Source organism: Mastigocoleus sp. MO_188.B34, from assembly GCF_030065675.1.
Classification (GTDB): Bacteria; Cyanobacteriota; Cyanobacteriia; order Cyanobacteriales; family Nostocaceae; genus Mastigocoleus.
Map to the genome: position 1 here is coordinate 1 of NZ_JASJDK010000024.1, position 26,713 is coordinate 26,713.

The 26,713-nt window shown below is 36.3% G+C and carries 24 protein-coding genes and 2 pseudogenes; 11 read left to right on the forward strand and 15 right to left on the reverse strand.

Annotation, left to right across the window (positions count from 1 at the left end; genetic code table 11):
* Nucleotides 1–21 precede the first annotated feature (21 nt).
* Nucleotides 22–384, reverse strand: a complete 363-nt coding sequence (locus tag QNJ50_RS08735; protein WP_300634183.1) for an alr0857 family protein — start codon at nucleotides 382–384, stop codon at nucleotides 22–24.
* Between the two features lie 1,022 nt (nucleotides 385–1,406).
* Here QNJ50_RS08735 and QNJ50_RS08740 point away from each other — a divergent pair.
* Complete coding sequence (locus tag QNJ50_RS08740) at nucleotides 1,407–1,556, forward strand: hypothetical protein (RefSeq protein WP_300634185.1); 150 nt, start codon at nucleotides 1,407–1,409, stop codon at nucleotides 1,554–1,556.
* A gap of 980 nt (nucleotides 1,557–2,536) precedes the next feature.
* Entirely contained in the window at nucleotides 2,537–2,950 is a 414-nt protein-coding gene (locus QNJ50_RS08745; protein ID WP_300634188.1) for a DUF4278 domain-containing protein, read from the forward strand.
* A 90-nt stretch (nucleotides 2,951–3,040) separates the two neighbouring features.
* Here QNJ50_RS08745 and QNJ50_RS08750 read toward each other — a convergent pair whose 3' ends face one another.
* The 8 genes and pseudogenes from QNJ50_RS08750 to QNJ50_RS08785 form a co-directional block, all read right to left on the reverse strand.
* On the reverse strand, nucleotides 3,041–3,595 hold the full coding sequence (locus QNJ50_RS08750; protein ID WP_366914239.1) for a phage tail protein: 555 nt from the start codon (nucleotides 3,593–3,595) through the stop codon (nucleotides 3,041–3,043).
* Nucleotides 3,580–3,759, reverse strand: coding sequence for a hypothetical protein (locus QNJ50_RS08755; protein WP_300634282.1), 180 nt, complete (start codon nucleotides 3,757–3,759; stop codon nucleotides 3,580–3,582). The genes QNJ50_RS08750 and QNJ50_RS08755 overlap by 16 nt, the downstream gene beginning before the upstream one ends.
* Before the next feature lie 119 nt (nucleotides 3,760–3,878).
* Nucleotides 3,879–4,295 carry a GPW/gp25 family protein gene (locus QNJ50_RS08760; RefSeq protein ID WP_300634191.1) on the reverse strand — a complete coding sequence of 139 codons (417 nt, stop codon included), beginning with the start codon at nucleotides 4,293–4,295 and terminating at the stop codon, nucleotides 3,879–3,881.
* 84 nt (nucleotides 4,296–4,379) lie between these two features.
* A complete protein-coding gene (locus QNJ50_RS08765; RefSeq protein WP_300634193.1) occupies nucleotides 4,380–4,742 on the reverse strand; it encodes a hypothetical protein in 363 nt (120 codons plus the stop codon).
* 19 nt (nucleotides 4,743–4,761) lie between these two features.
* A pseudogene (locus QNJ50_RS08770) lies at nucleotides 4,762–5,833 on the reverse strand (ISKra4 family transposase).
* A 155-nt stretch (nucleotides 5,834–5,988) separates the two neighbouring features.
* Nucleotides 5,989–7,299, reverse strand: a complete 1,311-nt coding sequence (locus tag QNJ50_RS08775; RefSeq protein ID WP_300634196.1) for a serine/threonine-protein kinase — start codon at nucleotides 7,297–7,299, stop codon at nucleotides 5,989–5,991.
* A gap of 774 nt (nucleotides 7,300–8,073) precedes the next feature.
* Nucleotides 8,074–8,210: pseudogene (locus QNJ50_RS08780) on the reverse strand (IS1 family transposase); the annotation flags it as partial.
* Between the two features lie 549 nt (nucleotides 8,211–8,759).
* Nucleotides 8,760–9,797, reverse strand: a complete 1,038-nt coding sequence (locus QNJ50_RS08785; RefSeq protein WP_300634198.1) for a zinc ABC transporter substrate-binding protein — start codon at nucleotides 9,795–9,797, stop codon at nucleotides 8,760–8,762.
* A gap of 59 nt (nucleotides 9,798–9,856) precedes the next feature.
* On the opposite strand from QNJ50_RS08785, the gene QNJ50_RS08790 reads away from it, so the two are divergent.
* The 3 genes from QNJ50_RS08790 to QNJ50_RS08800 all read left to right on the forward strand — a co-directional run bounded on the left by QNJ50_RS08790 (nucleotide 9,857) and on the right by QNJ50_RS08800 (nucleotide 11,981).
* The gene (locus tag QNJ50_RS08790) at nucleotides 9,857–10,591 is read left to right on the forward strand and encodes a metal ABC transporter ATP-binding protein (RefSeq protein ID WP_300634200.1); all 735 of its coding nucleotides are present in this window, start codon (nucleotides 9,857–9,859) and stop codon (nucleotides 10,589–10,591) included.
* Complete coding sequence (locus QNJ50_RS08795; RefSeq protein ID WP_300634203.1) at nucleotides 10,585–11,457, forward strand: metal ABC transporter permease; 873 nt, start codon at nucleotides 10,585–10,587, stop codon at nucleotides 11,455–11,457. The genes QNJ50_RS08790 and QNJ50_RS08795 overlap by 7 nt, the downstream gene beginning before the upstream one ends.
* Before the next feature lie 98 nt (nucleotides 11,458–11,555).
* Nucleotides 11,556–11,981: a hypothetical protein gene (locus QNJ50_RS08800; protein WP_300634206.1), complete on the forward strand. Its 426-nt coding sequence runs from the start codon at nucleotides 11,556–11,558 to the stop codon at nucleotides 11,979–11,981.
* 153 nt (nucleotides 11,982–12,134) lie between these two features.
* Here QNJ50_RS08800 and QNJ50_RS08805 read toward each other — a convergent pair whose 3' ends face one another.
* The 3 genes from QNJ50_RS08805 to QNJ50_RS08815 all read right to left on the reverse strand — a co-directional run bounded on the left by QNJ50_RS08805 (nucleotide 12,135) and on the right by QNJ50_RS08815 (nucleotide 16,192).
* Entirely contained in the window at nucleotides 12,135–13,925 is a 1,791-nt protein-coding gene (locus QNJ50_RS08805) for a GMC oxidoreductase (protein ID WP_300634209.1), read from the reverse strand.
* Nucleotides 13,926–14,423: 498 nt separating this feature from the next.
* Complete coding sequence (locus tag QNJ50_RS08810) at nucleotides 14,424–15,098, reverse strand: SAM-dependent methyltransferase (RefSeq protein WP_300634211.1); 675 nt, start codon at nucleotides 15,096–15,098, stop codon at nucleotides 14,424–14,426.
* A gap of 128 nt (nucleotides 15,099–15,226) precedes the next feature.
* A complete protein-coding gene (locus QNJ50_RS08815; protein ID WP_300634214.1) occupies nucleotides 15,227–16,192 on the reverse strand; it encodes a branched-chain amino acid transaminase in 966 nt (321 codons plus the stop codon).
* A 109-nt stretch (nucleotides 16,193–16,301) separates the two neighbouring features.
* Between QNJ50_RS08815 and QNJ50_RS08820 the strand changes: the two genes are divergently transcribed.
* The 4 genes from QNJ50_RS08820 to QNJ50_RS08835 all read left to right on the forward strand — a co-directional run bounded on the left by QNJ50_RS08820 (nucleotide 16,302) and on the right by QNJ50_RS08835 (nucleotide 19,553).
* Entirely contained in the window at nucleotides 16,302–17,138 is an 837-nt protein-coding gene (locus QNJ50_RS08820; RefSeq protein ID WP_300634216.1) for a helix-turn-helix domain-containing protein, read from the forward strand.
* Nucleotides 17,139–17,214: 76 nt separating this feature from the next.
* The gene (locus QNJ50_RS08825) at nucleotides 17,215–17,799 is read left to right on the forward strand and encodes a hypothetical protein (protein WP_300634219.1); all 585 of its coding nucleotides are present in this window, start codon (nucleotides 17,215–17,217) and stop codon (nucleotides 17,797–17,799) included.
* A gap of 43 nt (nucleotides 17,800–17,842) precedes the next feature.
* Nucleotides 17,843–19,048, forward strand: a complete 1,206-nt coding sequence (locus QNJ50_RS08830; RefSeq protein WP_300634221.1) for a hypothetical protein — start codon at nucleotides 17,843–17,845, stop codon at nucleotides 19,046–19,048.
* A 352-nt stretch (nucleotides 19,049–19,400) separates the two neighbouring features.
* Nucleotides 19,401–19,553, forward strand: coding sequence for a hypothetical protein (locus QNJ50_RS08835; RefSeq protein WP_300634224.1), 153 nt, complete (start codon nucleotides 19,401–19,403; stop codon nucleotides 19,551–19,553).
* Nucleotides 19,554–19,568: 15 nt separating this feature from the next.
* Here the strand turns inward: QNJ50_RS08835 and QNJ50_RS08840 are convergent, their stop codons facing one another.
* The gene (locus tag QNJ50_RS08840) at nucleotides 19,569–20,036 is read right to left on the reverse strand and encodes a GNAT family N-acetyltransferase (RefSeq protein ID WP_300634227.1); all 468 of its coding nucleotides are present in this window, start codon (nucleotides 20,034–20,036) and stop codon (nucleotides 19,569–19,571) included.
* A 198-nt stretch (nucleotides 20,037–20,234) separates the two neighbouring features.
* The gene (locus QNJ50_RS08845; protein ID WP_300634230.1) at nucleotides 20,235–20,705 is read right to left on the reverse strand and encodes an HIT family protein; all 471 of its coding nucleotides are present in this window, start codon (nucleotides 20,703–20,705) and stop codon (nucleotides 20,235–20,237) included.
* A 745-nt stretch (nucleotides 20,706–21,450) separates the two neighbouring features.
* Here QNJ50_RS08845 and QNJ50_RS08850 point away from each other — a divergent pair.
* A complete protein-coding gene (locus tag QNJ50_RS08850; protein ID WP_300634234.1) occupies nucleotides 21,451–22,344 on the forward strand; it encodes a DUF3365 domain-containing protein in 894 nt (297 codons plus the stop codon).
* A gap of 68 nt (nucleotides 22,345–22,412) precedes the next feature.
* Here QNJ50_RS08850 and QNJ50_RS08855 read toward each other — a convergent pair whose 3' ends face one another.
* Entirely contained in the window at nucleotides 22,413–24,932 is a 2,520-nt protein-coding gene (locus QNJ50_RS08855; RefSeq protein WP_300634237.1) for a caspase family protein, read from the reverse strand.
* A 566-nt stretch (nucleotides 24,933–25,498) separates the two neighbouring features.
* Between QNJ50_RS08855 and QNJ50_RS08860 the strand changes: the two genes are divergently transcribed.
* Nucleotides 25,499–26,713 (forward strand): sigma-70 family RNA polymerase sigma factor, encoded by a 1,215-nt coding sequence (locus QNJ50_RS08860; protein WP_366914237.1) that lies wholly within the window; start codon nucleotides 25,499–25,501, stop codon nucleotides 26,711–26,713.

Genomic DNA, 26,713 nt, shown 5'->3' on the forward strand with positions numbered 1-26,713 from the left:
TGAAAGTAAGCGCGTCAACATCTAAGTATGACAAAGTTGTAAACTTTTTTGCATTTGCTCAAATAAAAACTCGGTTGATTCTTCAAGATTTGTTACGAAAATACCAACTTCACTTTCTCGATCGGATGTTAGCCATAATCCTTTGAGAACAACTTCCACTAAATCCTCATCGCAACGATATAACTCGACTCTATCTTCTTGTTCGAGGTTAAATGCTTGAGGTATATACTTTCCAGCTAAAAGAAAAGATGCGCTACTTGATTCTAAATATATTGGTGTATCACTTCGCATAGCTAGGGCAACTCTGATATTTACCCATTTCTCTAAAGATTCATCTAAACGCTCTAAGTTAAAATTATTCTCAGTGTAAGTTAGCTTTAACATATCAATTTCTTGAAATCAGCCATAAGTTTATTTCTACTGTTCCGATTTCCTTATTCGCTGAGAACAGCTTATTGCAATTTAATTTCCCCAATCTTATCCTATGCATTGGTCACATCTTTCTTAACAATCTTAAAAAGATTATTCAACAGGGCTCTCAAACCACGAGGGGTGAGAGACACTTTACAAATTTTACTTTATTCTTCTTGCTCAAAACATAGTTTTATTGATAATTAATTACGAAGGAATAAGGGTTGGGAAAAATGTGAGCAAGTACTCTCGCAAATGTTGATAAAGATCTGCCTAATGGATAGCAACCTTATCGACCACTAATTGTTAAATAGGCTATAAAATATGAACCTATGCAATTGGGATAAACCATCGAAATGGAAAAAATCCTCGAACTCTTGCTTGGAAGTAACAATAGCAAGTGTCAGAAGCTTAAAATACAATTGCTCACCTTGTGTTGAGTCAGGAGAGTTTGGGTCTTAGAAAAATTTCACAAAGTACAAATGAACTATTAAACTAGTATACACAAGATGATGACGTTTGAGATGAAATAATATTGTAATGACTTTCGCGCAGCGGTACTAGCAATAATATATATCCTGCATATTTCTTTACTACTAAAAAATTACAGTTTTTTAATTTATAAATGTCTATAGATGTGATAAGGCGAATAGTTATGACAAAAGTCATAAATTTTGTATGACATTTGTCTCTATAAGGAAAACAAAATATAGGCTAAATTACAAATAGTTCGCAAAAAAAAGGTTAATTTTCAGGAACTATCATTAAATATTGCTTACCTTCAGATACATGACATTAGCAAAAGTTATTGTGAATTTGACTAATGCAGGTAGTTCGCTACTTGTGAATAGATTATTCGATTAAATTTGCGAACACAATACTACCCAATAGGGTGAAGTCTCACGCAGTCAATTCATCATAAACTGGATTGCAACTAGTTATTTTTAGCTAGTGAAAATCATATTCGGTAGTTAAATCCACTCCCTGACTCGGCAATGAATACAAAAGACAAATCAGAACTGAAGTTAGCTTACCAAACAACTGCGGAAATAGCCTCTGCTATTGCAATTGTATTGAGTGCAGTCAAAGAACATCAGAGCATGGAAGAATTCATTAACAATTTTTTCATCGATAGCAATAATTGAATTAGGAACTTCTGAAGCTCGCAGTTAACACAACCAAATAATATATATTGCCATTTCATCATTGAGAGACGTAGCGTGCTGCGTCTCTATGTTTTTGTACTGTGTCTCTAAGAGTATTTTTGTGGATGATGAATCTTAGGAATTTACGTGGCGTGCAAATCAGTTCGATTGCATATATTTGAACTTTTGTAGATTACAAGACTACAACCCTGAGGGAAGCTCAAATATATTCTTGTCAAACATTATTTAAGCTTATTTGCAATATAGTTAATGATTATTAAATCAGTTGATTTTTGCTCCAAAATAGTTACAATAGATACAGAAATAAAACGAATGACTTTAATGTAAATTTGGAGACTAATTTTAATTTGGATGAATTGTAAAGATGGAAGTGGGGAATTAACTTGAAATTAAAAAAATGCCCTGTTGATAAAAGCCTTTCTAGGTTTTCATGAATAGGTGAACTAGCAAGACTCAAAGTAGGCAAATATCAAGCGTGTTTTGTCTTCATGAGAAATTGCATTTGCTCTAATAATTACTTGATATCTGATTTTAAGCGTCTGATTGCAGGGTATTAACTTAATTACAAAGTGAGTGCTATAAGGTTTTGCCAAATAACTTCCTATACGTAATTCCAAAAATAAGCTTCTTTTGTATCCAACACAGAAACTGAAGTTAATTTCCAAATAACTTAATTTCTCGGTAGTTTAATTTCCCGCTAGAGTAGTTTCCCAATTAAATCCCGGTTTTAAATTACCATCGGGTATTGAGGAAAATGAAAAATATAGGAGAAAATAACTAGGTCAAAACATAAAAGTTCAAGAAAATCAACTTTATAAGCAAGTATGGGTTTGATATTGAAAAATTCTTTCAAATTTGGCAGTAAGTCAAATAATCACCTATTCTCTTTTTTTCTAGATATTCTTACGCTTAGGCAAAAAATAAAGTAAAAAATCAAAAGTAAAAACTCAGGAGGCTTTATGAAACTTACTTACCGTGGTGTAGCATATGAATACACTCCAATCCCAGTTAAGATGACTCCTGGTGAAGTTGGTGGTAAATATCGGGGTGTACCTTGGAGACATTACCAAGCTGAGTCTATTCCAACAATGCACCAAAACTTTGCTCGATTAAAGTATCGGGGTGTTGCTTACTGTATTGGGGAACCTCAAAATATTCAAGAACGGGAAGATGCTGTAACTTTACAAGAACGTTATGCTGCGAGTGCTCATAAAGTTAATAACGTCTTTAAGTCTAGGGATGAATTAACCAAGACTCATCTATCAAATATCCGCAAAAATTTAGAGCGTCGTTTGCAGCTTGCAAAGCAAAGAGGAGATACAAATTTAATTGATTTATTAGAAGAAGAAGCGAAGCAGATCGCATTTGGTTGATATCCCAAAATTTTGTTATCGAGGTGTAGCATACTACTACCCTGTCAAGTTTTAGTATCAAACTTCAAAATGTTCAACATTATAGATTGATCAGAGAGACGTAGTATGGTGCATCTCTAGAGAGTTTTGGGTATTTGTATACCTCTCTGAATATAGTTCGTAGCTGGAAAAAGCTGGTTTTTGCTGTTCAATAATCTCTCTAACTAAATTTAGATCGATGTGGTGAGATTCGGGAACGCGTAGATTGACAATAAAATTATAGGGACGTCCACCCCCCAATATCGAATCTTCGCCTATATGGGTTGTTCCTAAAACAAAGCCATCATTAAAAATTTCTCGAACTACGATTTGTTCTAAAGGTAAATCTGTGTAATAGTGCAGGTACAAGCGTAGACCGTATTTTGTTCCATGCCAACGGTAAAGAGCGATCGCATTCCTAATCAATCGTCTTTGGGTTTTTAGATCACAGCGACTGTCAATATCCCAAGCAACCGCAACCCATTTTGCAAGAAAAGGAAGCAATGCTGATGGTGCAGTTAAAGGGTCGAGATAAGCCCACATCGTATCTATTGTTTGAACGACAGGGTCAAAAGCTTGTTCAAAAATGCTGAGTAATCGCCCGATAAAATCTACTTCCCGGTAAATAGCGGGTAGAAAATTTGTATAGTAATTCCCGGATCGCTGGGGTTATGATTAGTCCATTCCGGACAGTAGCGAGGAATACGGAGAATACATTCTTCGACTAAGTCTTTAAATGTGCGATCGTCTAGATCGGATTTTGGTAATTTGGGTAAAAATTCAAAGTCCATGCTTTATCGGTTATCAGTTAACAGTTATCAGGAATGAGGAGATGGAATGAATTTATCAACTCATCACTTATTACTCATCACTCATTACTCATTACTTGTTTATCTCTATAGAAAATATATTATTCCCGTGGTGTGAGATAAAAGGGATATACTAAACTGCGAATATCATGACTGTTTTTGGGTTGATAGGTAATTACAATATCTACTTTTCCCCTAATTGGATCTGGATCTGTGCGTACTTCTTTGAGAATTATTCGTGGTTCCCACATCTCTAATGCTTCTTCCACATACAGACGAATCAATAATAAAGTTTGGGTATTGAGGGGTTCAAACACTAATTCAGATAAACGCGAACCAAAATTGGGACGATATACTCGTTCTCCCAAATCTGTCTGGAGAATGACTGCGATCGATTCTTCTATATTTGGTTGGTCAGCACTGAGTTGAATCCCTCCCTGTACATTCATTCGTAATGGGAAACCCAATCCCGTACCGATATAGTCTGGTTCTTGTAGATAATCTATTTCTTGTGACATTACGTTTACGTCCCTGAACTTGAATATCTTGAGCTTGAATATCTTGAAGTTGAATAATTAGTTCATATAACTGATTACTTTCAGCTAGTTAAATTGAGGTGGTAGCTCAAGTGGTGATAGTTCTGGAGGTGCAGGTTTATTTGAGGATTTTGCATTTTTGCGATCGCTACCTGTAGATGTATTCGATGTCCCAGGATTATTAATAGTTGTAGAAGATTTTCTTTGTTTTGGTAGAGTTGATTCGACAGTTTGAATGATTACTGATTGAGTTTTTTCCTCCCCAGCTTTATTGGTGACTTTTAAGGTAATTGTTTCACTGCTTGGTGGTTTACTTAATTTATATTGAGTAATTGAATCTTTATGACCCACTACTCCAGGTGCAGGAAGTATTTCAACTTTGATATCTTCACCGTTTTTTACTTCCCAAGATAAATTAATAGGGAGCATCTACTTTTGGCAGAAACACTCAAATAACAAGTAAGCCATTAAGATAGGCGCAGCGAACAGACAGAATTTGATTAACACTTTCAATATTCCACTGTGCCCCAGAAATTTTAATCCTTGCTCCAATCTGTTTAATAGCAGACTCAACTGCTCCAGAACCGATAGAACAAAGTTTTTCTTCTTGGTAACAGTTATGGTTAACAATTCGAGAGTTATGTTTATCAAGATAAGCAATGAAGTTCTTAACTTGTTTACCTCGGCAATTACTAAATAAAGCCTTCGTTTCCTCAACTTTACCTTGCCACAATAGAGTTTCAGCAGTTTTAAGGCGCTTTAAAGAACCACCAACTTTATAAAGATTTTCCACCAAGTGATACCAATCTAAAATTTCCCAACGTTCAAATTGCTCAGTTCCAAACTCTTTGACTAAATTCCAAACTCCACTCCACTATGACCATCTCCCAAGCAAACAAGTGGGTTCACCAGACGCTGACTGTTGACATAATCAATTAATGATTGATTGTCATCGAAAAATGCACCATAGTAAATTCCTTGCAAACGGATAGCTTTATAGTCTCGCCAGTAACAACCTTGTTTTGGCTTGCCTCGTAGTCGAACTTTACCTCCATCTACACTCACTTCTGAAACGGATTGTTTTGCTTGTGGTAGTTGAAAATCTTGTTCGAGGACTAATTTTTGTTGTGTTGAGTGACTTACCTTTACCCCTGTCAATGCTTCAATTTCTGATTCTGTATTTTGATATGATTCGTTCGCTGATAATCTTAAACAACACTTAGAAAGTAATGGACTCAATCGACTTCTTGGTTTAACACCCAACTTTTGTAACTGTTTAGACTTTAATTTCAGTATCCCGACCAGACTTGTTATTTTCCTGGTTTTACCTATTTTTGTTCCAGTTGTTTGTTCAATAAAAAAAGGGCTATCTCAGGGCTGACATACTCCAATACTTGCCTTCGAACTGTTTTTTCTATTTCTTCAAGATTTGTTAACTGGTTTTTATCAACTTCTTCGTACAACAATCCTGCAAGCTCTTGTAAGCAAGCTTTTATACGTTGTTGTTTCTCTTGGTTCATATAGCGATGCCTTCGGCTATGCCCTTCGGGCTTATCGCACCCCAGCTTAACTTCTTTGTCTCATATTACATCCCTTCTTGCATTTTCCCAGAAATGGTAAATCTTCCAAAAGTGGATGCTCCCGTTTGTGAGAAATGCGGGATACCTGTTTAGGACTACCAAAATTTTAACCAATCTGCTATTTCATTTATCAACCAATAACGTTCTATGGTTGATAAAGGAGTAGTGGTGATTTTTTTATTTTTAATTAATTCAATAGTTACACCCATAGGTGCTGAAGCCAATTTTTTATTCTGTTGGTAAATTTCTTGAATATGTTTATTTTTACCAGTTTTTCGCCAATAACAAAACCCAAATAATTCCCATCTGATTTCAAATTTTTTATTATTGAAACAAATGTTATTTTCTACAAAGCCAGGTAATATCAACCAAGTGATGATTAAAGTACTAATTATAAAAGATACCCAACCCACCAAAACACTTACTACACCACCAGTATTGAGCATTAAAAGTAACCATAGAAATAAAGATAATGTACCTCCTTCAAATACCAATTGAATCGCATTTTTTTTAGTGGGAATATAGATTTCTAATTCATCTAATGATTTGATTATCAACGCTGTAGCATGGGAAACATCAGTGTTTGTATTATTTGTTGCTAGCTCGTTTTTTTCAAGTGTTTTGAGTGCCTCCGCTGCCCTCCCAAAGCGGTAGTCCAAATTAGGTTCAGTCATTTGCTGCAACCACCTGACAAAGCCAGGGTTTAATTTGACAAGATGGGAAAATTGTATCTTCGAATCAAACTGTGGCAAATCTGCTGGTGAAATACCAGTCGCTAAATTTATCAAAGTCGCTCCCAATGCATAGAGATCCGATGCAGCTGTCGCCCGTCCACCAAACTGCTCTAAAGGCGCATATCCATAAGTACCAACGACTGTAAATGTTGCACCTTCTGCTGCAACATGGTATTGAACAGCACCAAAGTCAACTAAGTAAATTTGATTTTTATTTGTTGATTCGTCTAATAATAAATTGCTGGGTTTGATATCACGATGCAAAACAGGTGGGTTGAGTGTATGAAGGTAAATCAGGATTTTTAAAACTGCGATCGCTATTTCCCTGACCTGGGCTTCACTAAAAGTTTTCCCAGAAGCAAGCAATTCCTTAATAGATTTGGCTGGTATGTATTCCTGAACTAAAGCAAAATATATAACATCGCCCTCAAGAACAAAATCATCGTAATATTGAGGAATGCGGGGATGGTCCAATTGTCGCAGTATCTTCGCTTCGCGTTCGAAAAGCGGTATATTATACCACTGTAATTGGTCGTTAGCTGTCAGCAGTTTAACAACAACTTGCTCTTGATTTTTCAAATCCCGTGCTAACCAAGTTTGACGAATCGCACTTTTACCCAGCACTTTTTGAAGTTGATACCGTTCTACTAATATTTCCTGCGCTTGTAACATCGTACTCCGTTTGTTAAGAGGGGTACATTATTAGGAAGATCCAAATAATAAAATCTCCAACCGTTACACCGCTTTGCGGTGCGTGCTGTACGCCACGGTTATTGGCGCGTGCCATACAAAGATATATTAGACCCGTCCATAAATTTATAACCCATACTGTACAAGCATTTCAAAGATTATTCATATGTATTCAATCAACGTAGGAATTGGGGTTTGAGATAGTTGATGATAGTTTAGAGAAAAAAGATAGAATTTTCAAATTTTAAGCATAAATATTATTTTTTATGCTGTAAAAGATTTAAAAGCTATATTTCATGGGCTTTTTAATCTAAAATATGAAATTTTATATTCTATCTTTCCGCAAATTTAATTTTTGGACAGGTCTATTGGGTACAACCTTTGCACACATCCTGCGGATGTTTGCACGCATCCGCAGGATGTTAGCGGTAGCGTGACGTTAGTCATACACGTAGTGCGTCCAAACGCCCTGGCGCGGGCTAAGGACTACTGGCGCTTTCTCCTGCAAGGGGAAAGCACTGGCAGATTTTATTTATTGGAAGTCCCTTACATCATATTATTTTTTATGTCTCTGACGGGAGGAAATTTAATTTGAATCATAATTTGGCAAAAAGGTCGCGATATACTTCATGACCTAATACGGTTGGCGTCAAGAAATTGATAGTCGCCCGACTGGTGGGGCGCTTGCTGATTTGAGCAGGTTTTTCCAAGGGGGAATTAATTTGTTTTTAAACCAATATTTTTCTGAATAAGTATTTATAAGAAGTGATGAATAAAATCCAAATCGCACCAATATGATTGTCCAACAGTTTGGAAAATGACAATGTTTCACGGACTAACCGTCCAGTTCTCTGGCGTAAGTTATTATTAAACCTCTCAATATAATTACTCACGGTTCGCCCATTTAAAATTGAGTTAGAAAAAGCTTTTTGGGCGCGCGTAGCGAACACACCTCCGGTGCTCCTCACGCTAGCTGCCGCGTGTCTTCCAAGCTGTTTGCCGCATCCTGCGGCAAAAAGCGGAAGCTGCGTACTAATGCGGCGTGTGCCGTACGCCACGAAGATGCCCTCCGGGGCTGGAGGGACATGCGCGGAGCGATCGTTGGTTCATCACAGATGCGTCTTTAGCAATACGGTATTAAATAATATATGTGTATATTTAGTTTAACCTGCATGCCGCTAGTTTTAAAAGTTAAGTCTGTGTTTTGTTTTGAGAGTAATTATGACCTATGAGTTTCTATTTTTCGGGAGTTAGAAGAAATGCTACTCAGGGGTAAAAGTTTGCATTAATCAAACAAATGGTTTACGCCAATGTGATGATGATGGATGAATATTTACCAGGAATTATGACAGTAATTGAAGGGGAAGTGGAAGTAAAAGAAGCAATTTCTCTAATTGAAGCTTAAGATTTTTCATAACTTACTACTTGTTTAGTGCAAGACATCACTCTTCATTAAAAGCCGTATACTTACCCCCTAATCCTTCAACAATCGTGCGGGTATTAGTAATTAGCATTTTTTGATAAGTTTCAGCTCCCGAACCTTCTTCACCCAAACCATCTGTATATAGTTTGCGGTCAGATACTGTTACGTTAGCCTCTTTTGCTAATCTCTCAATTAGCCTAGAATTGCTTGCATTTTCAGCAAAAACAGTTGGTACTCCCTTTTTTCTGATTTTTTTAACTAGCTCGCCAATTTTCGCTGCAGTAGGCTGCTCTTCGCTACTCAAACCCTCCAAAGCCCCTTCAAACTTTAAACCGTAAGCATTGACGTAATAACCTAATGCACTGTGGATTGTAACTAATTCCCGTTGGTTCTCTGGAATAGTCGCAACTTGAGACTTAATCCAACTATCTATTTGTTTGAGTTCATTAGTTATTTTTTCAGCATTGCTAGCATATAACTGGATATTTCCTGGAGAGACTTTTCCTAATTTATTTTTAACTACTTCTACCATGCGAATACCATTTTGAGCATCATGCCATACGTGAGGATCTGGAGTTGCTTCTTCTGTGTGTTTTTCTCCTTCATGCTCATGTCCATGGTTATGGTCGCCAGCTTCCCCCATAATAGGTTTACTTACAGCTACCTCATGTACTGCAAATTTTGGTGCTTGATTTTTGCTGGCTTCTAGTAACTTGATAATGCTAGGTTCAAAACCATATCCACCGTACAAAATCAAATCTGCAGTTGCGATCGCTTTACGGTCTTCTGGTTTTGGTTGGTAAACATGGGGATCTTGACCTGCACCTATCAAGCATTTGAGGTCAATTGTTTTGGCTGCGACTTGCTTTGTTAAATCGCACAACACATTTGTAGTTGCGATCGCAAAGGGACGATTTTTGATTGATGAATTGTTATTGGTAGTAACAGCGCTTCCGTCGTTGTTCTCTACATTGGGTTCTGGGATTGTATTGCAGCTAAATAAACTTGTTGTTACGGCTAACAATGTAATTACTTGAAGTTGTAGTTTTTTAAACATTATAGTAACGGTATAATGATTAGGATGATAATTATTATCATAATCGTATAGGAGATATCGTGTTAGAGGTAGAGCATTTAGACGTGAATTACCGAGGTGCTATTGCCCTTGAGAATATATGCTTTCGGGCTTTACCGGGACAAATGATGGGGGTAATTGGACCCAACGGCGCAGGGAAAAGTACCTTAGTAAAAGCAATTTTAGGTTTGATCCCATCCGCGCGCGGACTCGTAACATTTCGTGAGCGTAGTCTAAAGAAACAATTAAATTCAGTTGCTTACATACCACAAAGAACGCAAATTGACTGGGACTACCCAATTACAGTTTGGAATGTAGTGATGATGGCGCGCACCAGACATACGGGATGGTTTCGCAAACCCAGTCGCCAATCAAAAGAAATTGTGAAATCTGCATTGGCACGAGTTGGAATGTTGGATTTTTGCTCCCGTCAAATCGGTGAATTATCCGGGGGACAACAACAGCGAGTATTTCTTGCTCGAGCCTTAGCACAGCAAGCAGACTTATTTTTTTTTGATGAACCCTTTGTTGGTATAGATCGAAAAACAGAAGCAATCATGTTTGATGTTTTTCGTGAACTCAAACAAGATGGCAAAATTTTGATTTTGGTTACCCACGATCTAGGTGCGACCTTAAAAAAATGTGATTCTTTGCTCTTATTGAAGCGACAGATCATTGCTAATGGTTCTTTTAAGGAAGTAATTACAGCAGATAACCTGCAACGTGCTTACGGCGATAATATTTTATTGTTTGAGCGAGAAGAGATGGCATGTTAAATTTATTACTGGAACCTCTGAGTTTTGGGTTTATGCGAGATGCCCTTGCAGTAGCGGTTTTACTGGGAATTCTTTGTTCGGTTGTTGGTTCCTATTTAATCGTGCAACGCCAGGGATTATTGGGAGATGTAATTGCTCATGCGGTCTTACCGGGACTTGCGATCGCTTTATTTTTGGGTATAGATATCTACCTAGGTGCTTTTATCTCCGGGACTTTTAGTACATTTGTAATTGCTTGGATTGAATCCAAATCTCGGGTCAAAGTCGATGCAGCAATGGCGTTAGTATTTTCCGGTTTTTTAGCATTGGGTATCATGCTTATCAGCGTACTCAAAAGCAAAGTTGACTTACATGATTTTTTATTTGGCGATATTTTAGGTGTTACAGCTAGTGATGTTTGGCACACTTTAATAATTACAGTTGTGACCTTATTTTTAGTAAAAATTTGTTATAAAGAATTACTATTTTATACTTTTGATCGATTGGGCGCTCAAGCCAGTGGATTACCAGTAAATTTAATTCATTTTGGTTTAACAGCAGCAGTAACTTTAACTATTATTGCTAGCATGAAAGCAGTGGGAGTAGTTTTAGTGATTTCCTTGCTTATTGGACCAGGGATTACTGCTTATCTATTAGTTAAAGAGTTGCATCATATGATGATTCTAGGTTCGGTAGTAGGTACCATTGGCAGTGTCAGTGGATTGTACATTAGTTACTACCAAAATGTACCATCAGGTGCATCAATTGTACTGGTAATTTGCGGATTGTTTTTATTGGCATTATTATTTAGTCCTTCCCAAGGAATATTGACTCGATCTAGAGGAATCGCCAATCGTTCGGCAAAGGTATTACGACAATTGAAATAAGTGGGTAAGGTAATTACAGTATCAATCGCCAATCCCCAATACGTAAGTTAAGCTGGAGTATTAAACAAAACTTTTTTTACTTCAATTTACTTATAATCATGTACAAGTTAATATCTGTAACTTTAATTGCAACCACTTTATTTGTTGGGATAGTAAAAAACGCCCAGCCAGTTTCTGCTGGTACTTGTGCTTCCAAATGTGGTCCCCGTCCAATTCAATTTACCCCAGGACAAAGAGTTAGATTAGTAGTAGTAAATAAAACTCCCAGGTCAATCCACCTAGAAAAAACCCACGGAAATAAACCAATTTCTTTGCAACCCGGACAGAAATTACAAATAGAACAGGGAGATGGAACCGAACCAAATATCTCCCTAGTATTCTGGGATGAAACGGGATTAGCCTTGAAAGCAAATATAGTCAAACCAAATTTCGCAACACTGCAAGTAGAACTACATCCGGAATGGCGTCACAAAGGTGATAGCGCAGTTTACCTCGATGATGATGGGCAGGTAAAAATATTGTAGTTCTCCTTCTGGACAAGGTTAGGACTCACAAGTGTGGAAGTCTGATAAATGAATAAAGGTACACCGAAGTGTACCTCTACAGATTACCAATTATGATGTGAATATTGATGTGAATATTATTGAGAAATCCCCGATCGCTTCACAAAGTAATTTTTAGACTATTTCTTTTTTAAGACGATCTGCTAATCTAATCGCTAATGCAGCCAAGGTTAAGCTTGGATTCGCAGCAGGAGATGTGGGGAAAACAGATAGATCGCAAGCATACAAGTTTTCATATGCATGGAATTTCAAGTTGGGATCGACCACGCTAGTTGTGGGGTCTTCACCCAAACGTAATGTTCCCACTTCGTGAGAAACACCACCCAAATCAGCTTGCTTAAGGTCTAAAGTTTCGTTTGCTAATGGAATACCACCCAACCAGTTAATGATATTGTTCTTCAGATCGTTGATCTCATTCCATAGCTCTGGTGAGACTTCATTGGGTTCCATCTGAACCACTGGTTTCACTACGGATGCTCCATCCTGAGTGATGTTATTAGTTTCTACTAAAGGTGCATTCAGTAAAAATACAATTTCGCACAGCATGGAATTACCCAGCATTTTCACATGCTCTGCTAGCAAGTCATCATCTACATATCGCCCTTGGTTCAAATCCGAACCTAGTTCCAACACCATGTTGTAGGAATGTTCTTCAGAGCTATCATTAGCATTTTTATGCTGAGAAAGGAGCTTACTGCTATCTAGTGCAGTGTAGTAGGGGGACTCCAAAGGTATAGCAAAGTGTGTAAAGAAAATTGGGTGGTCTGTAATTCCTACACCAATTTTCTCCGATGAATTATCTAATTCGCTAAGTAGAGCTAATTTCGCACTTTCAACTGTTCCTGCGCAAAGAACAACAACTTTTCCTTTATAAGTACGATGCTTATTGGCAATCAAATCATAAGCAGTGACTCCAGAAATTCGACCTTCTGTTTTTTCCAACTTCACAACCGCATGGTTGAGATTCACCGTCAGATTTTGATTTCCTTTGGGGGAATTAGTGAGGCGAGATTCCATCAACAAATCTGCTGTAGAGAACATACCCACGGGTATAGTTCCTAAATTACCGTTGTTATATTGAACCGCAACAGGTGCATCGAAGTGATTATAATCCGGTAAAAAGTTTCGGATCTCGCGTTTTACCAATTGATGATAAGGAGATGGTGGTTGTGGGGATCGGTTCATTAAATCCTCTGCCCGCTGATAGCCACTATCTTCAAGGTACCACTTGATTTCTTGGGGCCATGACTCCATTTCATAATTTTGCATTCTGGGGATCAATCCTCCCCAAAATATGGAACGACCACCTAGGTTAAAGCCTTGGGCTCCGTTGTAATTTGATTCTGGAGCATTGATGTAATTAGGAATTTGAAACTCATCCCATAGACCCCAAACATGCTTATCAAACTGTCCGATTTGATGTTGACGAGGCAAATTAGCAATATGGGTCGGGAAAAGATAACTACCTGCTTCTAACAGCAAAACATCCAAATCTAGGTCTGAAAGTTGATCGGCTAAAATACCTCCTCCCATTCCCGATCCAACTACTATGACGTCGTATAACTTCTCTTCATCTAAATTGGGTTGAAAGAACATCTGTTGGACAGAAGAATTTTCAACGCGCACCTCTTGCATTGGTGGAAATTGAATGGCGGGTGCTGCATGGGAATAAACTTCTCCTTGACCTGGTTGCAAAAACAAGTTATCGCCAAACATCCAGTAGAAGTTCTCTAAAATGAATTTGAAATTAAACCCATGGGCAAAATCTGCATGGGATAATTCAAATTGCCAACCATCATCAATGTATTTGCCTGCAATGTTGTTGTCCCAACCTGTGACATCAGTTCGTAGGGAAATCTTCAAATCGGGACGAAAATCAATTGTATTAAACCGGATCGTAAACATTATATAAGGGCGGTGTAACTTGTTCTGTATTGTCGTTATCCTTCACAACTGTAGTTGTTATCATTTACAACACTTGAAATACAACCGCCTTCAAGACTAATTTAAGTTAAGTTTGCAGAAAATTTAAGAATGACGCTTTTATTAGTCACTTCATTAAGATTTGAAGTTTTTTTTTATCATGAATTTTTGTTATATGAATTTAGTGCTAAAAATCTTTTTAATCTTCTATTGTATCTCATAAATATAGCGGTTTCCACTTGAATAAAATACATTTCGTATTTCCAAACGTAGAGACGCGTTCATCGGAGATGCTTCTCAATTACCCTGCGGGGTGCTGCGCGAACGCGTCTCTACAAAGCGTACTGCACTCAACCGAGAACCGCTATAAATTTACATCTGGTCTTCAGTTAAAATTTCAGTTACATAAGCTGAATTCGTAGTTATTCATAAGCTATGCTTTTGATTGATGGTTAGAGCAGATAAGACTTAGATTGAGTTTTAACGTTGAATTTTTAACATTTGATTGCCGCCTTTTTGAAATTCGTAGCTAACATTTTGTACTTCCACTTGAAAACCTCGCTCAGAAAATTCTTGGATAATTGGATCAATGTACGGGGATCGTTCGCAATCAAGCTTAACTAAAGGAAAAATACGAATTTCTGGAGATATCCTCATCAGTTCATAGATAGATGATATGTGAAACTCAAGGGATAAATGTTCGGAGTAAAGGAAGAGTAAATGAGAACATAAACATAACTCAAAGTGATTGTCAGGAAAGCCTAAAGTTGGTAAAGATAGGGGTAAATAGCGTTGCGCTGAATCATCTGCTTGATAATCCGACAAAAATTTTTCCATTGCAGCAAGACGAGCGTAACCTAGTTCATCTGCATTGCAGAATTTTTCCCACACGTAGCGATCGTGGTTTTGCTTGACTTGAGAAATTATCGGTTCGTAATTTGCTTGAATCCTTTCCTTTATCTGTACCGCAGAAAACTTATAAATTGGATCGATGGAAATCACAGAATGTCCTAATGCTGTCATTTCAAAATTAAAACTGGCTGGACCATCACCACAACCCAAAATTTTTTTGTTCAAGTCCATTTCATTCATATTGAACATTGACTTGTATTCTTCAAGGGATCTTCCCCAGGGGATGACTTCATCAAGTTTCATAACCTTAAAATCTAGAATCTTAAAACTTTAGAATCTTAAAACTTGACATATGTACGGTGAATTATTCATACTAAATTACTCTCCTCAGTAATCTTACGTTAAAAAGCAAACAACTCACCAATAATGGGTTAGTGATGTAGTTGAACTTTGGTAATCCAATGAGAATACTTTGGATCTCGATCCTCCATTACGGCTTTTAGGCGTTCGCGTAACATTTTAGTCATCGGACGTCGATTGGGAAAAGAGTAATTTTCAATACTCAAGATAGAACTAATCTGTGCCGCTGTTCCACAAAGAAAAGCTTCATCAGCAATGAATAACTCTGATTTATCTATTGGTCTTTCTCGGACTGAAATACCTAAATTTGAGGCGATAGTAATGATACTATCTCGGGTTATACCTTCTAGAATATCTTGGTCAAAGCTAGGGGTAATCAACTCACCATTTCTCACCAGAAACAAATTCATCCCTGAAGCCTCACTGACTTTTCCTTGGGAGTTCATCATGATAGCCTCATCAAACCCTGAGTTAACAGCTTCTGTTTTAGCTAGTGCGGAAGCAATATAGGATGCACTTAATTTTCCTCGGAGTGGTTGACTTCTGTCTTCCTGACGACACCAAGAACTAATCCGACAGCGTACTTCAGGTGCAAATAAGTTATCACCCACGGATAAACCATAAATCAGAAAATCTTTCTCTATTTTATGAAGTCGAGGAGCTATTCCCAAACCAGAAGTGTAGATCAGGGGTCGCAAATAAAAAGGACAATTTGGTTGATTAAGATAGACAAACTCGAGCAGAGTGGATTTGATAAAATCTGAGGTGATGGAGTATCCAAGGAATTTAGCGCTGTTACTTAACCTTTGACAGTGAGCATCTAAGCGAAACAATAAAATCTGATTAGAAATACTTGACGAAGGTAAACCTCTTATTCCCCCTAAGACTGCTGTACCGTAATGTAGAGCGTGAGTTGCGATAGAGATTTGAGCTTGTTCGAAAGGCAAAAAGCTCCCTTGCAAATAAGCTTGTGAGAGAAAAGAGGGAGTAGATTTTTCTCCAGCTTGAGCTGTTTGCTCTGTTGCAGTAGTATTCATTTTTTTATTGTTCAATTTTTAATTTTCAATATTTTTGTTTAATTCGATCTGCTTGCAAATAGTTCACCATGAACATTAAAATAACACCACTGATTAGTGGTGTCAATAAATGTCAGATCCGCAAAAGCTCGAAAATCTTACCAGTATAGGACTAACTCGGTATGAAGCTGCAGTATATTTGAGTCTACTAGAAAGACAGGATTTTACCCCATCTCAGGTAGCAAGTCACGCCCAAGTACCTCGACAACGAATTTACGATGTGTTAGCATCCCTGTGCGATCGCGGTTTATGTATAGAGCGTCGTTCGGGTAGACAGCGATTCTTTCAGGCTGTAGATCCCAGTAATGCTTTACCAAATCTAGTACAAGAAAAACAACGTCAGTACGAAGCGGAAATAGCGCGTCAAAACCAACAGACTAAAGAACTTGTGACTGCTTTAGCACCACTATATTTAGCTGGACATAAGACCCAAGATCCTTTAGCTTATATTGAAGTACTCTCAGAGCCTAATCAAATTGTTGAACGGGGAAGTAATTTAGCCCAATCGGCTGAAGAAAGTATTATTGTATTCTTTACTTACCCTTCATTACTGGACTATGAAGAAGGATTAAAGTTAGTAAAAAATCCCCTTGAACGCGGAATTACTTACCGCAGTATCTATGAATATAGTATTTGGGAAGATCCAAGTAGTCGTGATTTTATTCGTCAATGTCAGGAATGGGGACAGGAAGTTCATTTCGTTCCAGAGGTTCCTTTCAAAATGCAACTTTTTGACGAGAGGACGATACTTCTATCATTGCAAGATCCTTTAGTCAGTACTCCCAGTTTTACTGCTCTGAGTATTAATCATCCAGGTTTAGTGAAGATGTTACAGATTTCTTTTGAAACACTTTGGGGACAGGGGACAGTGGATCCACAGAGAGTAGATCCGCATCAGTTAATTTAATGTTTTGGGAATTGGTAATGGAAAGAGATATCTGAATCAGAATAAATGCTGAGGTGCTTGATAAAGTTACGATTTTATGATTTTAGGTATCAAACTGTACCTACATAAATTTATTCATACTTTTGTTCAGCAATCCTCCAAATATTTACAGGCTATAGGTAAGACAATGGATTTTAATCGTCTAGATTATATCAAAAATGTCAGTGCAGACCATGGTTGGGCATATTCTGACTGTCCGATCGCACTTTGGGCTTACTTTCAACTGAATTTTAAACGAGGTGAAGATAAAGATAAAAAAAGTATAGACGATCATGCTTTGCACCTACCAAAAGGATCTTTGATTATTCTTTCTCAAAGACTACCTGAAAGTGAGCGGTACTTGACTCATGTTGTTGAACTGGTTAATGAGGGGAATGAAGATAAAGAGCAATGGACTCCAGGAATGTGGGGTGTTTTTAGATGGGTCAAAGTTCATTGGATTGCGAACTTCCAAAAACCCAGTAGTATCCCTCGTGATGAGGACGAGATGAAAGTCAACTGGGGTTGGTACGACACTAAAGCCAAACGCTTAGATAGTCCAAATTTGATGTCTGAGTGGGAAAATATAGAAAAATTGAGATTGCACTTGAAAAAAGTATTCAGCCAACATCGTAGTTCGTAGTCATGACTTTGTTGTCTGTAGTGTTAATAGCCCTCTGTAAAATATGAATGATACTACGTTACAAAAAATACACTTTGATCGCCTCAGAGCAAAATACAAAATAATTAGTAGTAGAAATTTTGCATCTGATAGTTTTCTCTATTTAATATTACGAAAAGCTGATTTAGGTATGGAGGTAACAGATGTAGAGCTTCAATGGTTAGCAGATAATCATTTTTTTGATTGTATTGAGTTAATTTCTTTACAGCAATATCAAGCAAAAGAAGAGAAAAGACTAGAAACTGAGTTAATGCAACTGCGAGCTAAATATCTCATTCCAGATAATATAGAGCTTCCGATTGCTAGTTCCATTGATTCAGTGCTTTGGAAATTAGACAATAAACATAAAATTACAAATTTAGATATTAAACTGCTGAATACTCATAATCTTGTAGAAACAATTGCTCTAATCAAAGACATTGAAAATTTTTCAAAGCTAAAAAATAGGTTCAAAGTTACTCAGGAGTCAAATATTTTTCCTGAAGAACCTCTTTATATCATTCTGAAGAAGCTTTCTGTAAAAGAAGAACTATCTGACTCTGAAGCTGAATGGCTTTTAAATTCAGGGTTACAAGAAGCATTAAAAACTTATCAGCAGCAGAAAAATATAAGAAAAGCTGAACTTGAATTCTTAGAATTAAAATCTAAATATCAGGTTGATTATTATAAAGAAACTGTTATTTCTAGCAAACTTTATTCCATATTAAAAAAACTGGACTCTGGAGATACTTTAGACCATAAGGATGCGCAATGGTTAAAAAAGAAAAAACTAAACTCTCTAATTAAACTAGATGAAGAGCAAAGAATAAGCAGATTATTTATCAAACTAAAAGAAACTTATCACGCTACTCAAAATACTGATACAAAAGCTTGCGACCGGCTATTTAAAGTGCTGATAAGAATGGCTTATTGTGACACAGGTGTTTCAAAATTACTGAGAATAATTCAAACACTCCCCGAACATTTCAAATCTGAACTACATGAAAAAGATATTAATTGGTTAGCAGAACAAGGACTTTGTGAAACTGCGGAAATTGCTCGTAAAATTCATTTTCAATCTCTAAAAAGTAAATATCGGATTATAGGTCATAATTTGCCATTAGACCCATTCTACCTAATTATGCTCAAACTTGAACGTGAAGAGAGATTAGATCCAAAACAGGTAGTTCAATTAATTGAAGAAGACAGTCTGTCCAAAGGTGGAAAATAGCGATCGCCTACCACAGATTAGAAGCAATATTTTACGAACAAGAGTATCAACGAACTGGGAACAGATGGAATTTACCCAGTGCAAGCAGTTATTGGCGTAAAGCTCATGAACCAGAAAAAGCCTTAAAAGTTACAGGAAATGTAAATTGGAATAAGGTAAGAGAAGCTGATCTTAAATCTGCTTTGTTGGTAACAAGAGGTGCTGCTTTTCGCGATTTAGCGCAATTGGAAGAAGCAGAAAGTTGCGCTATGCAAGCAATGGAATCCCAACCTGATAACCACCAGCCTTACACTTTAATGGGAGCAATTTGTTATGACCAAGGTAGAATACTGAAGGCGATAAATGGTTTGATATGGCTGCAGAGCGGGGTGCTAACGATACAGACGATGAAATTGAAAGAATTGTCAGAATGACAAAAGATAAAAATAAACGCACAGCAGTTATAGAATATCTTCTAAACAAAGATCCAAAGCGCTATAAATGGGCAAAGTCCTATCTAAATTAGATGAAAACGAAAGCTTTACGTGGGTGAGTTTCGATATAAAGCTTTCACAAATTTCATCTCTCCTTCCATTTCACCATCTTTAATAACACCTACCGGTTTCCATCCGAGGTGAAGATAAAAACCATAAGCTCTTAAATTTGGGTCGTTTCCTGTTAACAACCAAATTTCGTCAATATCTTGGGAAAATAACCACTCTTCAGCTTTTTGCAACACAGCTTTACCTGCTCCACGACCTTCAAAAGAGGGAAGGACAAACAACCCAAGAATTGTTTTCTCTGTTGCATTCGCAATCGAAAAACCAATTGGCTTATCATCAATATCTGCGACCCATGCACAACAATCAGTTTGCAACATTTGAGTAACTGTTTCTGGAGTAATACCCAATTCAGCAATTTCCTCCCGAGACTGATGATTTTCAGTCACGCTAGTTCTAATTTCAAACATGGTTTCAACATCTTCTATTTGGGCTTTTCGAATATTCATTTATTTAGATTTTTGATTTATTTATATTTCTGTATTACATCTCGGCTTCATGTAATATAATGTATTACCATTGAAATATGCAAGCTTTAGGTTCAAAAAATAGCTCCAGAAGAAGTCAATAAAATAGATCGAGGTTTTATTCGCATTGATTATGAGAATCTGAGGAATTAACAAAATAAATGCAAATCTCAATTACTCCTATGATTTTTCTGAATCCATAGAAAGCAAAATACCTTGAACTTGCGCTGCAATTTCATTCATTCTCATCTCATTGACTCGTTCTTCTTCAGAAGCACCAAGATACTTGAAGATTTTAGTACTTCTGTAATCTTCTGGTTGATTTACCATGCGAGGAACAATATGGAAATGAACGTGGGGATGTTCTGGTGATTCGGCGAATTGCATGACGTAAGTTTTTACACAGCCAGTTACTTGTTTCAAAGCAATGGAAACACGACGAACAGCTACACCCAACTCAATAGATTCATTTTCAGTCAGTTCATCAATTGCTTCTATATGTCTGCGAGCAACTAAAACCAGCCACCCAGGTAAAGTGCTATTAAAACTATGAACCACATCCCAATTTCGATAACGATAAATGTTATCCCATAGTGGAGCTTTACCTTGATCGCGTAAACTGATAAGTTCACAAGTTTTACATTTATTCATATTTTTATTTGTTCAAAAATATAATTCTTCTTCTATTACTTTGATATCTTCAATCGGCATTTTAGCAAAATTTTCAATCAATATACCTATGGGATTAAGGTTTTACCTTACGCTTTACTCTGACTCTATAAAAGTATTGATAGCTATACTATGTAAATAAGTGCAGACTAATTTCAGTTTTACAGTTTTAATATACTTCTCACAATAATAGAAAAAACGTTAGACTTATTATATGACTGGTAATTATAGGAATATATTCGATCGCAGTAATATATACTTGCTTGGATTTTAGGGGGTATAGTGGAAAAAATTATAAATAGAATATACTTAGTAAAATTGAAGTAATAAAATTTAAGGTACTTGCTTGAAGGTATCTACCAGTAATATATTAATTATTTTTGTTGTTTGAGTTGTTGTGTCAGCAAGATATCGAACTTATATCAGTGATTTATGAAGATAATTTTAATCTTCAACTCTACAAGAGTTATTACTAATAATAAATCAAAGTTTTGATTTTTTTACAGAATCGTATCAATGATGTTAGCTTAGCTCGGCGTTAATCATTGAATTACTACATTTTTGCAAGTCTCTTATTTTGAGTTAGAAGATGAAGTGCTCTGTAAGATGGACAATTTAGATTAACATCAAATTTAATTGATGAACTTATATCTTATACTCCCGTATTTGACCGATTTTAGTGTGGGTAATGTACCCATTCACTATCTCTTTGCAACTAGTAGCAATTATGAAAATTGGCAAGAAAGTAAACATAATTTTAATCTTAGTTTTCGTATCCGGTATTTTAATTAGTGGCTTTGCACTATCACAAGTATTAGAACAAAAAGCAAAAAATGAGATTAGTAGCAATGCACGGGATATCATGCATATGGTTAACTCAATTCGGAAATATACAAACACTCAGGTAGAACCTATTTTGGAGCCGAAATTTGATACAAAAGAAGTTTTTATACCCCAAGCAATACCAAGTTATTCCGTCAGGGAAGTATTTGAAATTTTTCGTTCCGACAAAAAATACAGTAATTTTCTTTACAAGGATGCTACATTAAATCCCGTAAATCTAAGAGATAAAGCTGATGTATTTGAAGCAAAAATTGTAAATAACTTTAAAAACAGTTCGAATTTAAAATCGATAAATGGTTTTCGCAATATATATGGAGAAAATCTATTTTATATTGCCCGTCCTTTTAAGATAGAAGATGAGTCATGTTTGCGCTGTCATAGTACTCCAGAAAAAGCTCCTAGAAGTCAAATTTTGACTTATGGGAGGAAAAATGGTTTTGGTTGGAAGCTAAACGAAATTGTCGCGACTCAAATCATTTATGTTCCTGCACAAGAAATTTTTAATAATGTCGGTCGTTCCTTTTATCTAGTTATTGGAGTTCTATCTAGCGTTTTTGCTTTCATTGCTATAGCTATGAATATTTTTCTGAAAAAAATCATCTTACGACGAATCAAAAATATAGCTAAGGTTGCAGAGAAAGTAAGTATCGGCGACATAGAAGCAAAGTTTGATAAGCAGGATAAAGATGAAATTGGAGCATTAGCTGAATCTTTTAACAGAATGAGATATAGTTTAGAAATAGCAGTAAATATGTTAAATAAAAAAATACGACAATAAAAAATAAATATAGAAAGTTAAAAATCATAAATAGTGATAATATTTGTTTCCAAAATTATTTTTAACTTTTAAAATAATTTGATTTTTTCTAACATTTTAATTTTAAACTCTACAGCTTGCATTGGATCGGGAATTAATTCTGCAACTTTGTTAACTAATTCCAGTGCAGAAATATTTTGATTTTCTGTCAGTATATTTTTAATTATAAAATTGGCAAAAGGACCAATTAAATAAGCTAGTTCGCGCGTACATTCGTGGATAAATTTAGTATTTATTCCCCCAAAATTATGATTTGTGTTTTGAGGCTGATAGTTAGATTTGTGTGATGTTGAATTTCTTGATGTTGAAGTCCTCGATATAGGATTTGTCGGACTTAAATGAGGTGAAAATAGATTTGGCTGGTTTGCACTTCCTGAAGTTGGATTTTGTGAATCTATATTATTTGAATCTATATTACTTGAATCTACATTATTTGAATTCAGACTTTGTGAATTCGCATGTTTTAAGATCGCTATTGCTTGCTTTGTGAATTTATTCCTATGTTCGGGTAATGTAAATGAAGCCAAAATCCCGACAAATTCTTTAAAATTTCTAGATTGTGGTAATACATTTTCTAGGATCGTTACTGCAACAGGTCCAACAAATTGCTTCAGTAGATTTTCTATTTGGGTATAGTATTTACCATTTAGGGCAAACGAGCGAGTAGGATTGGTAAGAGATTTTTCAAACTCGGGAAGTGATGCTTCGGTTTTGGGTGCGATTTGTGATTTACCGCAAGTATCATTGGATAAGTGGGCTTGAACCCCATAATTCTTAACATTATTTTGCTGTATAGGCGTACCACTATATATAGTTGTTGGGGGTTCGGTATTAGTTGGATAACTATGTGAATTTGAATAGGAGCTTAAATATTTTGATCGTTGGGCGTTAGACTGTTGTGATTTTTGAAAAACGGTCGAGATGTTACCCGGTAAAATATCAATCACTCCTCGAGTACCTGATAACCAGGTATAAACATTAATACCAATTGTTTGAAAAGCACCTTGCAACTGAGTAATCCACTCAGCAACCGATAAACCCGTAACAGAGTCGGATTTCGCAAGAGTGTCTAGAATAATCTGACAAAATAATTCTGGTCTTTCTATTGGAGAAGCTGCTGCTATTAAGCATTGTGTTTGCTCGGAGTTAACTTGTAAATCTTCAACCCAGTTTTCTAAGCTATTAGCTCCAGGACAATCCAAGATAATTATTTGTTTGCACATTCCTGAATGACGCAACTGTTGTCTTAACCAAGAACGACTCAATCTGGCTCCAGAATTTAAAACTAACCAAGCTTCTCCTTCTTCTATTTCCTCAATTTTCCCGCGTAAATATAGCAGCTTAGTTGGAGTATTTTCAATTATGTTATGCCCAGATACACCATATCCAGAATTAATATACCCAGAATTAATTTGTGCTTGCACTCCGCCCTTTTGTCGGACAAATTTTTGAATACTGGCTCGTAAGTTTGAAGAACTTTTACGTTCGAGATAATGTTCCACCTCAAATCCACCAGAATTACCTAGAATACGAACAAGATTAGTGGTAGCTTTTGTATCTCTCAGTCCATCAACAATAAAAGCTTGTCGTTGTTTTGAAGATTGAACTCGAGATTGAACGGAATGAGACTTGAAACCCAGAACTAATTCTCCGACTCCTTCCACAATGCGTTTTGGAGTTTGTAGTGGATATTCTGGATAAAGTTCGCTATCCCCACGACGTAGTTTATGTTGATTAATTAGGCGTAACTGTTGATTTAACTTGTTGATATATTGCAACGTATGACGATAAACGTACTTATACAAGCCATCTGCTTCAATAATACCTTGGTAATCTGCAGCTCCACCCAACAATCCTTGCATTAAATAATAAGTAAAAACTCCATGCCCTAACTCAGGAAATTCCCAGGATTGCTGTCCGCGATCGCAAGACAATAAAGCACAAAATCCTTTGCTCTTAGCAGCGCGTTGTCGTAGTAACTCCATAAACTTTGGTGTGGAGTTAATTAAAGCTTCTGACGCACCTGCATCCCTAGATTGACCTCTGTTTCCCCCAAGTAACATCATATTACCGCTGTGACAGGTATCCAAACACAAAAGTTGCTGATGGGCTGAGCTATTTCCAAGTACTTGCAATAATTCTTGCATCACTAAACCAGTATTTAGCAAGTCACTTTTACGAGTGTCAGCCATACACAGTACTGGTTGCTGAGTATCTTCATCTAACATTCCATGTCCGGAAAAATACAACATTACTGAGTCATGGGATTGTGCTTGAGTGACTATTTTTCCTAAACTATTACGAACTTGATTTAAGGTAGGATGTTGTTCTGTAAAGTCGTTATGAACGATAACTTCCTTGTTGGGAAAATTATGAATTGCTTGGGTCATAGCATCTCCCAAACCTTTACAGTCCAAAGCAGGATAACGTAAAGAAGGTAAACTTTCATCCTGGTACTGGTTAACCCCTACCAATAAAATCCACAGTTTAGCTTCTCCTGTTCTTAATGTATATGTGGAGTGACTAGCACCAATACCTATAGGAGACATAGCAATTTCCTTAATCTTAATAGCTTTAGCTTTGAAAAGAAAAAATAGGGATAATCATCGAGCTTTGACCACAAATAATATTGTTGAGACCTATCTCAATAACTAACTAATTAAAAGATAATCGAGAAGAAATCGGGAAGAAAAATTAATCTCAAATAACGATTAATGTTTTTATAAACATATATTAGAAAATTGAAAATCAAAAGAATGCACTTTATATACACTTCTAAATAGTCGAAGCCTAGATTCTCCAAGGCTTGACACCAATAGTTTTTATAAAAAAAGATACATCAACATTATACTAGTAACTCTTATTACAACCAACGAGAAACTGTAAATCCGAACCATTACTTGGTAATATTAGATTCACTATCTATATGGTGTTTTCTAAGTAAACTCAAAACTACTACATATCATTATAAAAACTTTACCTTGTAATAAACTGGTAAATATAAAAATAAACATTCAAAATAAAAATTCGAAATAAAAATTCCCTCATTACGTACTCTGCTTTATTAGTTGTGTAGATAAATCTATGCCGTACCTATGCAAATAATGAGGAATCAATGATGCAAGCACGCAAAACCATTATCAGTTTATTTACAACCTTTTTGCAGTTTGATAGTGATAAAGCAATTGGTTGGGTAACTGATGGGAGGTTAAAGCGAAATATAGTAAATTCCCAAGTATATTCATCAGAAATCGAAAATTCAGAAAATTTTTGGGTAACTTATTGGTATAAGCAATGGCAAGAAAATTCAAAAAGTCTAGCAAAAGAACACTTATTAGCCTATCTGCAAGAAACGTGTTATTGGGTTGCAAGTAAAACTGTTAAAAATATTTATTCTCCACAATATACGGTATCTGACTGCTTTCAAATGACGATCGCTCGTACCGATAAAGTCTTAAAGGGATTTAAGCCTGAAATGGGTTTCAGTCTAAAAAATTATGGGAGTGCGATTTTTAGTAGCGAACTCAAAGAATTATTGCGTCAAGAGCAGGAAATTGATATCTGTACTAATTGGCGATTGTTACGAAAATTGACTCAAAAGCGGTTGACAGAATCCTTAGAAAATATTGGAATGAATTCAAAAATTATAGAGCGTTACGTCTTAGCTTGGAAATGTTACCAAATGCTCTATACTCCTACACAACGTACTGGAATCCGCAAACTGCAAAAACCAAGCCCACAAACCTGGGAAGCAATAGCTGAACTTTATAATAATCAACGCTTGAAGCAATTACCTTCAAGCACACCAGAATGCAGTGCTGAAATTATTGAAAAGTGGATGATAGCTAGCGCAAAAGCTGTGCGTGCTTATTTTTATCCAAGTCATACTTCATTGAATGTACCCTATGGAAATGGTGAAGTTTCCAGGGAACTAATTGATGATTTACCGGGAGATGAGGAAAAATCACCAATATCCCAAATTATTATTCAAGAGGAGAAGCTCGCCAGACAAGTTCAGCAAAATAGAATTAGAGATGTTTTGCTTGCAGCAGTGGAAGACCTTGATGAAGAATCAAGACAAATTATCCAGTTATATTATGGTGCCGAACTTAGCCAGCAGCAAATTGCCAAAAACCTGGAAATGAAGCAATATAGTATTTCCCGTCGTATTAGTAAAGCAAGGGAAGTTTTACTTTACAAGCTTGCTGCTTATTGCAAAGAGTCGCTGCATATCTCTTTAAATCCACCGGTACTTGATTATATAAGTACCCTTATGAAGGAATGGTTAAAACTAAAATTTAACCCTCCGACCTCTGAAATGGAGAATTAG

What these genes read in the sequence shown, in the direction of transcription:
- QNJ50_RS08785 (WP_300634198.1), bottom strand. Translation starts at nt 9,797, where the DNA reads ATGTTTAAAAAACTACAACTTCAAGTAATTACATTGTTAGCCGTAACA.
- QNJ50_RS08815 (WP_300634214.1), bottom strand. Translation starts at nt 16,192, where the DNA reads ATGAATACTACTGCAACAGAGCAAACAGCTCAAGCTGGAGAAAAATCT.
- QNJ50_RS08795 (WP_300634203.1), top strand. Translation starts at nt 10,585, where the DNA reads ATGTTAAATTTATTACTGGAACCTCTGAGTTTTGGGTTTATGCGAGAT.
- QNJ50_RS08810 (WP_300634211.1), bottom strand. Translation starts at nt 15,098, where the DNA reads ATGAAACTTGATGAAGTCATCCCCTGGGGAAGATCCCTTGAAGAATAC.
- QNJ50_RS08805 (WP_300634209.1), bottom strand. Translation starts at nt 13,925, where the DNA reads ATGTTTACGATCCGGTTTAATACAATTGATTTTCGTCCCGATTTGAAG.
- QNJ50_RS08830 (WP_300634221.1), top strand. Translation starts at nt 17,843, where the DNA reads ATGAATGATACTACGTTACAAAAAATACACTTTGATCGCCTCAGAGCA.
- QNJ50_RS08835 (WP_300634224.1), top strand. Translation starts at nt 19,401, where the DNA reads ATGGCTGCAGAGCGGGGTGCTAACGATACAGACGATGAAATTGAAAGA.
- QNJ50_RS08765 (WP_300634193.1), bottom strand. Translation starts at nt 4,742, where the DNA reads ATGCTCCCTATTAATTTATCTTGGGAAGTAAAAAACGGTGAAGATATC.
- QNJ50_RS08775 (WP_300634196.1), bottom strand. Translation starts at nt 7,299, where the DNA reads ATGTTACAAGCGCAGGAAATATTAGTAGAACGGTATCAACTTCAAAAA.
- QNJ50_RS08845 (WP_300634230.1), bottom strand. Translation starts at nt 20,705, where the DNA reads ATGAATAAATGTAAAACTTGTGAACTTATCAGTTTACGCGATCAAGGT.
- QNJ50_RS08800 (WP_300634206.1), top strand. Translation starts at nt 11,556, where the DNA reads ATGTACAAGTTAATATCTGTAACTTTAATTGCAACCACTTTATTTGTT.
- QNJ50_RS08860 (WP_366914237.1), top strand. Translation starts at nt 25,499, where the DNA reads ATGATGCAAGCACGCAAAACCATTATCAGTTTATTTACAACCTTTTTG.
- QNJ50_RS08760 (WP_300634191.1), bottom strand. Translation starts at nt 4,295, where the DNA reads ATGTCACAAGAAATAGATTATCTACAAGAACCAGACTATATCGGTACG.
- QNJ50_RS08755 (WP_300634282.1), bottom strand. Translation starts at nt 3,759, where the DNA reads ATGGACTTTGAATTTTTACCCAAATTACCAAAATCCGATCTAGACGAT.
- QNJ50_RS08850 (WP_300634234.1), top strand. Translation starts at nt 21,451, where the DNA reads ATGAAAATTGGCAAGAAAGTAAACATAATTTTAATCTTAGTTTTCGTA.
- QNJ50_RS08820 (WP_300634216.1), top strand. Translation starts at nt 16,302, where the DNA reads ATGTCAGATCCGCAAAAGCTCGAAAATCTTACCAGTATAGGACTAACT.
- QNJ50_RS08745 (WP_300634188.1), top strand. Translation starts at nt 2,537, where the DNA reads ATGAAACTTACTTACCGTGGTGTAGCATATGAATACACTCCAATCCCA.
- QNJ50_RS08735 (WP_300634183.1), bottom strand. Translation starts at nt 384, where the DNA reads ATGTTAAAGCTAACTTACACTGAGAATAATTTTAACTTAGAGCGTTTA.
- QNJ50_RS08855 (WP_300634237.1), bottom strand. Translation starts at nt 24,932, where the DNA reads ATGTCTCCTATAGGTATTGGTGCTAGTCACTCCACATATACATTAAGA.
- QNJ50_RS08825 (WP_300634219.1), top strand. Translation starts at nt 17,215, where the DNA reads ATGATTTTAGGTATCAAACTGTACCTACATAAATTTATTCATACTTTT.
- QNJ50_RS08840 (WP_300634227.1), bottom strand. Translation starts at nt 20,036, where the DNA reads ATGAATATTCGAAAAGCCCAAATAGAAGATGTTGAAACCATGTTTGAA.
- QNJ50_RS08740 (WP_300634185.1), top strand. Translation starts at nt 1,407, where the DNA reads ATGAATACAAAAGACAAATCAGAACTGAAGTTAGCTTACCAAACAACT.